Source organism: Ralstonia flaminis (assembly GCF_958415495.1).
Classification (GTDB): domain Bacteria; phylum Pseudomonadota; class Gammaproteobacteria; order Burkholderiales; family Burkholderiaceae; genus Ralstonia; species Ralstonia flaminis.
This window is the reverse complement of sequence record NZ_CATZLL010000001.1, coordinates 123,652-136,015: the sequence shown is the minus strand read 5'-3', so window position 1 is coordinate 136,015 and position 12,364 is coordinate 123,652. Positions and strand designations below refer to the sequence as shown.

The following is a 12,364-nucleotide window of genomic DNA, read 5'->3' as shown; positions in this document are numbered from 1 at the left end:
TCCGTACTTCGGCTCAAGCGGACAGCGGGGCGCTGCGGATGGCGTCGACGGCCTTGAGGATTTCCTCGCTGGTCGCCGGGGCGTTCAGCGGCGGGTTGGTGCGGCCATCACCCACGGCGGCCACTGCATCGCGGATAGCAAAGAACACCGAGAACGGCAGCAGCAGCGGCGGCTCGCCCAGCGCCTTGGAGCGGTGGATGCTGTCTTCCACGTTGGCGTTGTTGAACAGTCGCACGCGGAAGTCCGGCGGGCAGTCGTTCACGGTCGGGATCTTGTAGGTGGACGGCGCGTGCGTCATCAGCTTGCCGTTCTTGTTCCACCACAGTTCTTCCGTGGTCAGCCAGCCCATGCCCTGGATGAAGGCGCCTTCCACCTGGCCGATATCCAGCGCTGGGTTGATGGAGCGGCCGGCGTCGTGCAGCACGTCAGCGCGCAGCAGACGCCATTCGCCGGTGAGCGTGTCCACCACCACTTCCGACACGGCGGCGCCGTACGCGTAGTAATAGAACGGACGACCGTTCAGCTTGGACTGATCCCAATGCAGCTTGGGCGTGGCGTAGAAACCGTCAGACCACAATTGCACGCGGGCAACATAGGCTTTGTTGATCAGCTCGTTGAACGGTACGCGGCGTGCGCCAATCTCCAACTGATCGCCCACGATGGCGACGGTCTCGACGGGCACTTCGTAGTGTTCTGCGGCAAACGCGATCAGGCGTGCGCGGATCTGGCGTGCGGCGTCCTGCGCGGCCTTGCCGTTCAAGTCGCTGCCGGTCGATGCCGCCGTGGCTGACGTGTTGGCCACCTTGCTGGTGTCCGTTGCCGTCACGCGAATGCGGGTGAAGGCCACACCCAGTTCGTGTGCAACCACTTGCGCGACCTTCGTGTTCAGGCCCTGGCCCATTTCGGTGCCGCCGTGGTTCACGAGGATGGAGCCGTCGTTGTACACGTGCACAAGCGCGCCGGCCTGGTTGAAGTGCTTCACGTTGAACGAGATGCCGAACTTCACGGGCGTCAGCGCCAAGCCGCGCTTGAGTACCGGGCTCGTTGCGTTGAATGCGCGAATCTCTTCGCGGCGGGCGCGGTAGTCGGACGTCGCTTCCAGTTCGTCGAGCAGTTCGTGGATGACGTTGTCTTCCACGGTCTGGCCATAAGGCGTGACGTTGTTCTTGTCCTTGCCGTACAGGTTGGCGCGGCGCACGTCCAGCGCATCCTTGCCGACCGAGCGCGCGATGTTGTCCATGATGTACTCGATGGCAAACGCGCCCTGCGGGCCGCCGAAGCCGCGGAATGCGGTGTTCGACTGCGTATTGGTGCGCGCGCAGAAGCCGTCGATCTCCACGTCCGACAGCCAGTAGGCGTTGTCGAAGTGGCAGATGGCACGCGTCATCACCGGGCCGGACAAGTCGGCCGAGAAACCGGCACGCGAGGTCATGTCGCACGTGATGCCGAGGATGCGGCCGGTGTCGTCATAACCGGCTTCGTAACCGAAGCGGAAGTCGTGACGCTTGCCGGTGATCATCATGTCGTCGTCGCGGTCCGGACGCAGCTTGACGGGGCAGGCGAGTTTCCATGCGGCCAGCGAAGCGCAGCAGGCAAACAGGCCCGATTGCGATTCCTTGCCGCCAAAGCCGCCGCCCATGCGGCGGCATTCCACCAGCACCTGGTTGGCGTGCCAGCCCAGCATGTGCGACACCATGTGCTGCATCTCGGTCGGGTGCTGCGTCGAGCACCACACGTGCATGCCATTGTCTTCCTTCGGCACCGCGTACGAGATCTGGCTTTCCAGGTAGAACTGTTCCTGCCCACCCAGCGACATCTGGCCGGCTTCCGAATGCGGCGCGGCCGCGATGCGCTCGGCGGGTTCGCCACGCTTGAGGTGCATCGGCGGCAGCACGGAGCGGCCGGCGGCGCGTGCGTCTTCGGGCGTCAGCAGCGCGGGCAGGACTTCGTATTCGATGTTGCCCAGGCGTGCCGCACGGCGCGCCGCGTCGTGCGACGTGGCCACCACGATGAACATCGGCTGGCCGATGAAGTGCACCGTGTCGGTCGCCAGAATCGGATCATCGTGGATGATCGGGCCGCAATCATTGGTGCCCGGAATGTCCGCCGACGTGAACACGGCCACCACACCCGGCGCCGCCTTCACGCGGTCCAGGTCCATGTTGACGATGCGCGCATGCGCTTGCGTGCTCATGCCGAGTGCAGCGTGCAGCGTGCCGGCCAGCTCGGGGATGTCGTCGGTGTAGGTGGCGGTGCCGGCAACGTGCAGGTGGGCGGACTCGTGCGGGCGCGAGATGCCGACTACAGCACCGCGCTGATCAGGAATGGCCGCCGCAATATCGGCTTCCGCCAGCAGGAAGGCCTCGGTTTGCTTGTTCATACGATGTCTCTTTGCAGTCGGACTTAGTTGACGCTACCTGCAGCGGTGAGGGTATTCAGTTCGACCGCACGCACATTGATCTGTTCGGGCGTGAGCGGCGCGTCGGTACGGGTTTCCAGCCAGAAGCGGTACACCGTGTTGGCCGCCGAGATGCGGCGGTAGTTGTCGGTGGCACGCATATCGGTCAGCGGCGTGTAATCACGCGACATGGCTGCCATGGCAGCACGCACGGTCGCTTCGTTCCACGGCTGGCCGGTGATGGCGGCTTCGGTTTCGGTGGCGCGCTTAGACGTTGCTGCCATGCCGCCGTAAGCGATGCGTGCGCTGCGCACAATGTCGCCGTCCAGCTCGATGGCGAGTGCTGCGCACACGGCCGAGATGTCTTCGTCAAAGCGCTTGGACAGCTTGTACGTGCGGAAGCGCATGGCATCGCGACCTTCGCGCACCGGAATGCGCAGGCCGGCCACGAATTCGCCTTCTTCCATCGCGTTCTTCTGGTAGGCGAGGTAGAGGTCTTCGAGCGGCAGTTCGCGACGCACTTCGCCACGCTGCAGCACGACGCGCGTGCCGATAGCGATGAGGGCCGGTGCCGAGTCACCAATCGGCGAGCCGTTGGCGATGTTGCCACCCAGCGTGCCGGCGTTGCGGATCGGCAGTGAGGCAAAGCGCTTCCACAGCTCGGTCAGCTCGGGGTAGTCCGCGGCGAGGAAGTCGTAGGCCTTTTCCAGCGAGACGGCAGCGCCGATTTCGATCCAGCCGTTGCGCTTTTCCAGTGCGTACAGGTCGGCCACCTGACCGATGTAGAGGATGTCGCCCAGCTCACGGAACTGCTTGGTGACCCACAGCCCTACGTCGGTGCTGCCGGCCAGGATGCGGATGTTCGGGTGCGCGGCCTTGATGGCGGCGAAGGCTGAGGCGGTGCGCGGGGCGTAGAAGCGCGGCGCATTCTCGGTGCCGACAGGGGCGTAGCTGAAGGTGTCCTTGCGCTGGATGTTGCGCAGCGTTTCCGCCAGTTGCGTGCGGTCGATGCCAGCCGGGGAGGGCAGCTCGAACATGCGCTCGCCCGCGTCGATGATGGGGCGGTAGCCGGTGCAGCGGCACAGGTTGCCAGTCAGCGAATCGCAGATGGCCTGGCGCGAGGGGATGGGCGCCTCGTTGCCGGTGTTCTCATACAGCGCGTAGAGCGACATCACAAAGCCCGGCGTGCAGAAGCCGCACTGCGAGCCGTGGCACTCCACCAGGGCTTCTTGCACGGGGTGCAGCGTGCCGTCCTTGCCGCGCACGTCTTCCACAGTGAACAGTGCCTTGCCGTCGAGCGTGGGCAGGAACTGGATGCACGCGTTGACAGCCTTCAGGCCGACACTGCCGTCTTCCTGCAGCTCACCGAGCACCACGGTACATGCACCGCAATCGCCCTCAGCACACCCTTCCTTGGTGCCTGTGCAGTGTGCGTCTTCACGCAGGTATTGAAGCACCGTGCGGGTGATCGGGGCATCCGTGACGGTGCGCACCTGGCCGCGGTGAAAGAAGCGGATGGGCTGAGTCTCCATGGGGTTTTACGCCTGTTTGTGTGTGTAACGGAACCATAGCACCGGGCCAGGAATGCAATATTTGGCCCATGTGATAACCCGCATCGGAAAGCCAAAATCCGGGGTATACCCGCCGGTAGTGGTCTGGCGGCGCGATGTACAAGTGACATACACTGACAGCGTCCCCCTCGCACGTTTTATAGACGGTACGGCGCTGCCCCCTTCGCCACCCATTCTCGCCTCCAGATGCACGGCAAAGATCACCTCGATACCTACCTCCTGCGCGTCCTGTACACGCTGCTCACCGAGCAGAGCGTGACGCGTACGGCCGTCAAGCTTGGCCAGTCGCAACCGGCCATCAGCAACACGCTCAAGCGCCTGCGCGAGATTACGGGCGACGCCATCCTCGTGCGCGGCAAGAACGGCATGGTGCCGACCGAGCGCGGCCACGACCTGCTTGCACTGGCCCAGCAGAGCCTGGAGGCGATGGAGCGTATTGCGCGCCCGTCACAGGAGTTCGATCCGGCCAACACAACACGCACCTTCCACCTGGGCGCACCGGATTACCTCGACGCCTTTTTCCTGCCGAACATCGTGGAGCGCCTGCGCAAGCAAGCACCGCAGGCCAAGCTGGTGGTGCACCCGCTCAATGCCGGTGTCGACTATTTGGCGGCGCTGGAGCAGGGCGGTATGGATCTGGTGATCGGCAACTGGCTTTCGCCGCCCGAGCATCTGCACATTTCGCCGCTGTTCGACGATGAAGTCGTCTGCATGCTGGGTGCGCAGCACCCGCTGGCGCGCAAGGGGATCTCGCTCAAGCACTACGTGGAGATGCCGCACCTGGCACCCGCGCCGTACGCTGTCATGCAGCGCAGCATGATCGATCAGGCACTTGCAGAGCAAGGGCTTAAGCGCCAGATCCAGGTGTCGCTGCCGTACTTCGGGCTGGTGCCGTACGTATTGATGCGTACGGATCTGGTCTTCACGACCGGCCGCCAGTTTGCCGCGCATTGTGCGCAGTACCTGCCGATCCGCATTTTGCCGACGCCCATGGCGTTCCCGAAGATGCGCTTCTACCAGCTCTGGCACGAGCGCAGCCATGCCGCGCCCGATGTGATGTGGCTGCGCCGGATGATCGGCGAAGTGGCTGCTGAGCTGCCGCAGCATCCGCAATTGGAAACGGCAGCCTGAGCTGCCGTCCTGTCCCAGAAAGACGTTCCGCACGCAGCGTGATTATTTCCCGCTCGCCAACGCCTTCCCGTAGTTCGGGAAGAACACCTGCTCCCCGTTCACCTTGAAATCGGCAATGGCCTGCTGGCCGGCGGGCGAGGTGATCCATTCGATCAGCTTGGTCGCATCCACATAGTTCGTGCTGGGGTATTTCTTCGGGTTCACGGCGATGATGCCGTACGGGTTGAACATACGCGGGTCGCCGGCCAGCACGATGTCCAGGCCCGTCTTGGCGCGGTAGGCACCGTAGGTGGCGCGGTCGGATAGCGTGTACGCGTTCATCTGCGCGGCCATGTTCAGCACTTCACCCATGCCCAGGCCTGCGCTCACGTACCAGGGCTTGCCCTTCGGCTCAATGTTGGCGGTCTTCCAGTAGGCTTTTTCCATCACATCGGTGCCGGAGTTGTCGCCACGCGAGATGAACTTGGTGCCAGCCTTCTCGCCGGCGCTGGCGATGGTCTCCATGCCCTGAATCACGTTCTTCTGGCCGCGGATGCCCGCCGGGTCCGCCGTCGGGCCGACGAGGATGAAGTCGTTGTACATCACGTCACGCCGGTCGATGCCGCCGCCCGAGGCCACGAAGGCGTCTTCCAGTTGGCGGGCGTGAACCAGCACCACGTCCACGTCCCCCGATTCCCCCAGTTTGACCGCCTTGCCGGTGCCAACGGCAATCACCTGCACATGGATGCCGGTGGCCGCCTCAAACTTGGGCAGCAGCACCTTGAGCAAACCGGAGTTTTCCGTGCTGGTGGTGGTAGCCATGCGGAGATCGCCTGCATATGCAGCGCTGGCAAAAGTGAGGGCCAGGCACGTAATGGCTGACAGCCGAAGGGTTTGGAGCAATCCAGGCATGTGGTGAGCAGGATGTAAGAGGCGTGGACGCTTTATGTCGGATGTTGCATGATGGCGGCAACATTGAGGCGGTCGGCAGCCACGATGCGCCCGCCCCGGGAAATGACGGGAATTGTTCTCCGGGAGCATGAGCGAAGTAAATAGGAAATCACAAACATAATGACGTTCCAGTTTGAGGTGTTCCCGGTGGTTGGCGCGGACGACAATCCGCGCGCCAACGGCAAGGTCTTTCAGTTGCTGCGGGCGGTGCGTGAAACGGGGTCGCTGCACCGGGCAGCCAAGCAGGTGGGGTTGTCGTACCGGCACGCATGGGGCGTGATGCGCTCATGGGAAGAGATGCTCGGGCGGGCGCTGCTGGATATGGAACGCGGTCGTGGGGCATCGCTCACGCTGTTTGGCGAGCGGATGCTGCGTGCGGAGATGCGCCTGCGCGAGCAGCTGGACCCGGCCGTGCGCCAGGCCATGGGCCAGTTCATGGCGGAGCTGGAAGACGCCTCGCAATCGCAAACGCGCATTCGCTTCTCGGGCAGTCATGATCCGGCGGTGGAAGTGCTGGCCGAGACCTTTGCGCATGAAAGCCAGGCTTCGCAGCTCGATACCGTGTTCTGCAGCGCCGTGGAAGGACTGATCTGCCTGCAGGAGAAACAGTGCGAGGTGGCTGGCTTCTATGTGGCGCCGCAACAGGGCGCTGGCTCACTTGCCCATCAGACGCTGCGCAAGTGGCTGCGTCCGACCGCCGTGCGCCTGATCGCCCTGGCCGATCGGGAGCAGGGGTTGATGATGTCGCCGGAGTGGGCGGGGCGCGTGCAGTCGCTGCAGGATCTGGCCCGGACCCAGGCACGTTTCATCAACCGTCAGCGCAGTTCGGGCACGCGCTTGCTGTTCGATCAACTGCTGGTGGCGGCCGGGTTGTACCCCGATCAGATCAACGGTTACGACGAGCAGGAGTTCTCCAGCGACAAGATCGCCGTGGCCGTGCAGGAAGGGCGGGCGGATGTCGGGTTTGGCCTGCGCCCCGGTGCGCAGGCCCACGGCCTGCATTTCGTGCCGCTCACGCGTGAGACGTACTACCTGGCGGTGCGCCGCAATGACGCGCTTGCCTCGTGGGTGCGCGAGCTGATCGAGCGCATCGGTCAGCCGACGTTCCGTGAAGGCCTGAGCCATCTGGCGGGATATCGTGCGACGGAACACGTTTCGTTGCTGACAGCCGACCAGGCGCTCCCTTGGCACGCTGAGGACGCCCGCGCGCTGGCCCATTGAAGTCGTGCGAACATGGCGGGGTTTGCGCGATCAATGACGATATGCGCCCCATCCATGTTCTGCCCATGTCACGTTTTTTCGTCTGGACTCAAGCCCTGCGCATGCTGCGCCGCGACTGGCGCGCCGGCGAGCTGAACCTGCTGCTTGTTGCGCTGGTGTTGGCCGTGGCCGCGCTGGCCTCTGTCAGTTTTCTGGCTGACCGCATGCACGCTGGTCTGGAGCGCGATGCGCGTCAATTGATCGGCGCAGATGTGCTTGTGGTGTCTGATCAGCCGCTGCCAGCCGACATCGAGGCGCATGCGCGCGCCAGTGGCCTGGAGGTGACGCATACCGCCACCTTCCCCAGCATGGCCAGCACGCTCACCAACGGTGCTTCCGGCGAGCCAGCATCGCAACTGGCGGCCATCAAGGCGGTGGATGCAGGATACCCGCTGCGTGGCACGCTCAAGGTAAGCGGCGACGGGCGCGATACCGTTGGTGCGCCTATCCGCGCCATTCCTTCTGCGGGCACGGTGTGGGTTGACGCACCATTGCTCGAAGCCCTGGGCTTGCGCGTGGGCGATGCCATCCGCCTGGGCACGCGCACCTTCCAGATCGCCCACGTCATCACGCAGGAGCTGGACCGCGGTGCCGGCTTCATGAACTTTGCTCCACGCGTGATGCTGCCGATGGCCGATCTGGCTTCCACCGGCCTTGTCACTTACGGCAGCCGCGTCACGTATCGTCTGCTGGTGGCCGGGCCCGATGCCGCTACCATCGCCTTCCGCAACTGGACCGAAAGGGAACTGAAGACACGCCAAGTACGCGGCGTGCGCATCGAGTCTTTGCAGAACGGCCAGCCGCAGATGCGCGAAACACTGGATCGTGCCGAGCGCTTCCTCTCGCTCGTCGCCTTGCTCGCCGCGATGATCGCGGCCGTGGCGATCACCATGGCGGCGCGCCGCTACACCGCACGGCATACCGATGCGGTGGCGATCATCAAGTGCCTCGGGCTGCGGCAGGGGCAGATTCTCGGGACTTTTGCGCTGGAGTTTCTGCTGATCGGCGTGCTGGGTTCGCTGGTGGGTGTGGCGCTGGGCTATGGCGCGCACTGGCTGCTGCTGGCCTCGCTGGGCGATCTGGTGACGGTCTCGTTGCCGGCGCCGTCTGTGTGGCCGGCAGCGGTGGGGGTGGCGGCGGGTCTGGTGCTGCTGGTCGGCTTTGCCGTGCCGCCGTTGCTAAGCCTGGTGCGCGTGCCACCGCTGCGCGTACTGCGACGTGACGTGGATGAGCGTGCTATCGCTGCGTGGGTGGGCTATGCGCTGGGGGCGGCCGCATTCTTCGCGTTGCTGGTGGTGTCGGCGCGTGATGTGAAGCTGGGGGTGCTGACGGCGGGCGGGTTTGCTGGCGCCATCCTTGTCTTTGCGTTGCTGGCGGCCGGCGGGCTGCGCGCGTTGGCGGCGTCCCTCGGGCGCGGTCGTGCGCTGGGCGTCGGCTGGCGTTTTGCGCTGGCTGTGCTGGAGCGCCGCCGCGGCGTGAGCGTGCTGCAAACCGTGGCGCTGGCTGTCGGGCTGATGGCACTGCTGCTGCTTGCCATGACGCGCAATGACCTGATCCGCTCTTGGCACAACGCCACGCCGGCCGATGCGCCCAACCGCTTCATCATCAATATCCAGCCTGACCAGATGGAGGCGGTGTCGCAGGTGCTGGCCCGTGCGGGAGTGGCCGATCCCAAGCTTTACCCGATGGTGCGCGGTCGCCTGACGCAGGTGAATGGTCAGACCATCGGCCGAGAGACGTATGCGGAATCCCGTGCGCGTAACCTGGTCGAGCGCGAGTTCAATCTGTCCTACGCGACCGAGCAACCGCCTGAGAACCGCATCATCGCCGGCCAGTGGTTTGGCGGGCAGAAGCCCGAGGCGTCGGTGGAGGAGGGCATCGCCAAGACGTTGAATCTGCACCTGGGCGACGTACTGCGTTTCGATGTCGCCGGGCAGACGGTGGATGCGCCCATCACGTCATTGCGCAAGCTCGACTGGAGCTCGATGCGCGTGAACTTCTTTGTGATCCTGCCGCCCGTGGCGCTGCACGACATGCCGCAGACCTACGTGACGGCGTTCCGCATTCCGGCAGGACAGGCTGATCTGCCGGCCAAGCTGGTGCGCGAGTTCCCGAACCTGACGGTGGTGGATACCGAGCTGATCCTGCAACAGGTGCAAGGCGTGTTGGATCAGGTGACGGTGGCGGTGGAGTTCCTCTTTGTCTTCACGCTGGCGGCGGGTGTGCTGGTGCTGTATGCCGCGCTATCCGGTTCTCGCGACGAGCGCTTGCGCGATGCTGGCGTGTTGCGCGCGCTGGGTGCGAGTTCCGGCATTGTGCGACAGACGCAGTATGCCGAGGTGCTGATCGTGGGCGGCCTGGCCGGGTTGATGGCGGGTGTGGGTGCCATCGCCATTGGCTGGGTGTTGTCGGCGCATGTGTTCGACTTCCCATACCGATTCAACCCGGCGATCTTGCCGGTGGGCATCGTGGGCGGCATGCTGTGCGCCTTTGCCGGTGGCTGGCTGGGTTTGCGCGATGTGCTGCGACGCCCAGCCATGGCAACGCTGCGCGATGCCTGATCGTTTTTTTGATGTGATTGACGCTGTATGACTGACGCAACTTCCGGCCAGGAAACCCTGGCCTTCGATCTGATTGGTGGCGAGGCGCGTGTGCGCGAACTCGTTGATCGCTTCTATGACCTGATGGACCTCGAGCCGGCGTTTGCCGTGCTGCGCGGAGTACATCCCCCCAGCCTTGATAGTGCGCGCGACAAGCTGTTTTGGTTCCTGTGCGGCTGGCTCGGCGGCCCGAACCACTACATCGAACGTTTCGGCCACCCGCGCTTGCGTGCGCGCCATTTGCCGTTCGAGATCGGCACGCAGGAGCGTGACCAATGGATGCGCTGCATGGCGCTCGCGATGCAGGACGTTGGCCTGGACGAAGCGCTGCAGATGCGCCTCATGCAAGCCTTCTGGCAGACCGCCGACTGGATGCGCAATGTGCCGCGCTGAGGTGTCACTGTAAGGTGTCGCGCTAAGCGCACGTCACAACACAAGAACAACCTGAGGAGACAGCCGCATGATCGGTTTGCCTACTGCTGACGATGTGCTCGCGTTCTGGTTTGGCACCACGCCGCTCACCGCCGATCGGCCTGAGTGGTTCACCAAGTCCGACGCCTTCGATGCCGAGATCCGTGCGCGTTTCCTGCCGTTGTGGGAAGCGCTGTCAACCGGCGAAGCCGACACGTGGATGGACACGCCGCTGGACGCGATTGCGCGCATCTTGGTGCTGGATCAGTTCTCGCGCAACATGTTTCGCAACAGCCCGCGTGCCTTCTCCAGCGACGCGGCGGCACTGCGCACCGCGCAGATCGTCGTGGCCGCCGGTTGGGATACCCAGCTCCCAACACGCTTTCATCGCGTGTTTTGCTACCTGCCGTTCGAACACAGCGAGACGCTGGCTGCGCAGGACGAATCGATCCGCCTCTACACCCGCCTGCGGGACCAAGAAGGCGACGCAGCGTCGCTCATCTGGGCAGAGAAGCATCGGGACATTGTTGTTCGCTTCGGGCGCTTTCCGCATCGCAATGCGGTTCTCGGGCGCGTGTCCACGCCCGAGGAGTTGCAGTTTCTGGCCCAGCCCGGGTCGTCTTTCTAGGCCGCTTGCTGCTTAGGTGCGCTCGCGGCGTTCCGACCATTTGTCGACTGTCTCGCGCGGTGCACGCGAGAGCATGTCGATCAGTTCGGCCGGATTGTCGCTTACGTGCAGCAGGTCAGCGTGGTGGCGCTTGAGGAAGCCTTCTTGCACGGCGTGGTCGATGAAGGCCAGCAGCTTGTCATAGAAGCCCGCGACGTTCAGCAGGCCGATCGGCTTGTTGTGATAGCCGAGTTGCAGCCACGTGAAGGTCTCGAACAATTCTTCGTAGGTGCCCACACCGCCGGGCATGGCGATGAAGGCATCCGCACGGTCGGCCATCATCTGCTTGCGCTGGTGCATGCTGTCGACGATGTGCAGCTCGGTCAGTTCCTTATGGCCGACCTCCTTGCGCACCAGCGACTTGGGGATGATGCCCACCACGGGGTTGCCGCCGTGCAGCACCGCATCCGCCACGATACCCATCAGGCCGACGTTGCCGCCGCCGTAGACGAGCGTGAGGCCGCGCTTGACCATCTCGTTGCCCAGCGCAATGGCGCCGGTCTTGTACTCCGGGCGCTCGCCCGGGCTGGAACCGCAATAGACGCAGATCGATTTCATTTTGCAGGGGTGGTGGTGCCGGGGGCGCCTAGTGTACCGACGGGCGGGTCGTTGCTGCGGCTGACCGCGAGCAGATCGAAGGCCCGCCGTGGCTTGCCGCGCAGGTAAGGCGCGAGGATCGATAGGATGTGGTAACTCGCGCCGTGGAGGTGGTCACGGATTGCGTTCTGGTCGTTGTACTGGCGCGGGTGCTGCACGAACTGGAACGACAGCCAGTAGGTAGCGATCACCACGATGTTGGTGCAGATCGCGTCGACTTGTTCTGCCGTGGCTTCCATTTCGCCGTCTTCAATGAACTGGTGGCAGATGTCCATCGCAAAATGGCGCTTCTGCTCAACGATGCGCTTGAAGTTCAGCTCCAGCATGCGGTTGCGTGCCAGCAGATCGTTGATATCGCGGTACAGGAAGCGGTAGTTCCACAGAAACTCCGACATGTACTGCAGATAGCCCCAGGTCTCGTCCAGCGTAGCCTTGTGGTCATCTGGCAGCTTCAGGCGACGCGCGATCTCCTGCTCGAACTGCACGAAGATCGAGTTGATGATGTCGTCTTTGTTGCGGAAGTGGTAGTACAGGTTGCCGGGGCTGATCTCCAGCTCTTCGGCAATCGTCGTGGTGGTGACGTTGGGTTCGCCCAGCTCATTGAACAGGCGCAGCGATACTTCGAGGATGCGATCGCGCGTGCGGCGTGGGCCGGTGGAATGCTGCTTGGTTTCCATTGAACTGCCAAGGCCGGTGGCCCTGTCTCCGTGGCGTGTGTGTGCCCGGATTATAAAAGATCGTGCTGCAGCAACGACTCCCCACATAAAGCGGGACTAGATGCTGCCAAACGTTGACGTGG

10 protein-coding genes are annotated in these 12,364 nt (G+C 63.9%); 5 read left to right on the top strand and 5 right to left on the bottom strand.

Annotation, left to right across the window (positions count from 1 at the left end; genetic code table 11):
- Nucleotides 1-13: 13 nt before the first annotated feature.
- Both xdhB and xdhA read right to left on the bottom strand, forming a co-directional pair.
- A complete protein-coding gene (xdhB, locus tag R2N11_RS00675; protein WP_316679781.1) occupies nucleotides 14-2,380 on the bottom strand; it encodes a xanthine dehydrogenase molybdopterin binding subunit in 2,367 nt (788 codons plus the stop codon).
- Nucleotides 2,381-2,403: 23 nt separating this feature from the next.
- Nucleotides 2,404-3,930: a xanthine dehydrogenase small subunit gene (gene xdhA, locus R2N11_RS00670; RefSeq protein WP_199029154.1), complete on the bottom strand. Its 1,527-nt coding sequence runs from the start codon at nucleotides 3,928-3,930 to the stop codon at nucleotides 2,404-2,406.
- Between the two features lie 225 nt (nucleotides 3,931-4,155).
- On the opposite strand from xdhA, the gene R2N11_RS00665 reads away from it, so the two are divergent.
- The gene (locus R2N11_RS00665; RefSeq protein WP_021195021.1) at nucleotides 4,156-5,100 is read left to right on the top strand and encodes a LysR substrate-binding domain-containing protein; all 945 of its coding nucleotides are present in this window, start codon (nucleotides 4,156-4,158) and stop codon (nucleotides 5,098-5,100) included.
- 42 nt (nucleotides 5,101-5,142) lie between these two features.
- Here the strand turns inward: R2N11_RS00665 and R2N11_RS00660 are convergent, their stop codons facing one another.
- Nucleotides 5,143-5,991: an ABC transporter substrate-binding protein gene (locus tag R2N11_RS00660; protein ID WP_316679780.1), complete on the bottom strand. Its 849-nt coding sequence runs from the start codon at nucleotides 5,989-5,991 to the stop codon at nucleotides 5,143-5,145.
- Nucleotides 5,992-6,150: 159 nt separating this feature from the next.
- On the opposite strand from R2N11_RS00660, the gene R2N11_RS00655 reads away from it, so the two are divergent.
- The 4 genes from R2N11_RS00655 (at nucleotide 6,151) to R2N11_RS00640 (ending at nucleotide 10,929) form a co-directional block, all read left to right on the top strand.
- A complete protein-coding gene (locus R2N11_RS00655) occupies nucleotides 6,151-7,251 on the top strand; it encodes a substrate-binding domain-containing protein (RefSeq protein WP_199029158.1) in 1,101 nt (366 codons plus the stop codon).
- A gap of 65 nt (nucleotides 7,252-7,316) precedes the next feature.
- Nucleotides 7,317-9,851, top strand: a complete 2,535-nt coding sequence (locus R2N11_RS00650; RefSeq protein WP_316679779.1) for an ABC transporter permease — start codon at nucleotides 7,317-7,319, stop codon at nucleotides 9,849-9,851.
- A gap of 27 nt (nucleotides 9,852-9,878) precedes the next feature.
- The gene (locus R2N11_RS00645; RefSeq protein ID WP_316679777.1) at nucleotides 9,879-10,283 is read left to right on the top strand and encodes a group II truncated hemoglobin; all 405 of its coding nucleotides are present in this window, start codon (nucleotides 9,879-9,881) and stop codon (nucleotides 10,281-10,283) included.
- A 67-nt stretch (nucleotides 10,284-10,350) separates the two neighbouring features.
- On the top strand, nucleotides 10,351-10,929 hold the full coding sequence (locus R2N11_RS00640) for a DUF924 family protein (RefSeq protein WP_316679775.1): 579 nt from the start codon (nucleotides 10,351-10,353) through the stop codon (nucleotides 10,927-10,929).
- A gap of 12 nt (nucleotides 10,930-10,941) precedes the next feature.
- Here R2N11_RS00640 and R2N11_RS00635 read toward each other — a convergent pair whose 3' ends face one another.
- Entirely contained in the window at nucleotides 10,942-11,526 is a 585-nt protein-coding gene (locus tag R2N11_RS00635) for an LOG family protein (RefSeq protein WP_199029167.1), read from the bottom strand.
- On the bottom strand, nucleotides 11,523-12,242 hold the full coding sequence (locus R2N11_RS00630) for a TetR/AcrR family transcriptional regulator (RefSeq protein ID WP_199029169.1): 720 nt from the start codon (nucleotides 12,240-12,242) through the stop codon (nucleotides 11,523-11,525). The genes R2N11_RS00635 and R2N11_RS00630 overlap by 4 nt, the downstream gene beginning before the upstream one ends.
- Between the last annotated feature and the right edge of the window lie 122 nt (nucleotides 12,243-12,364).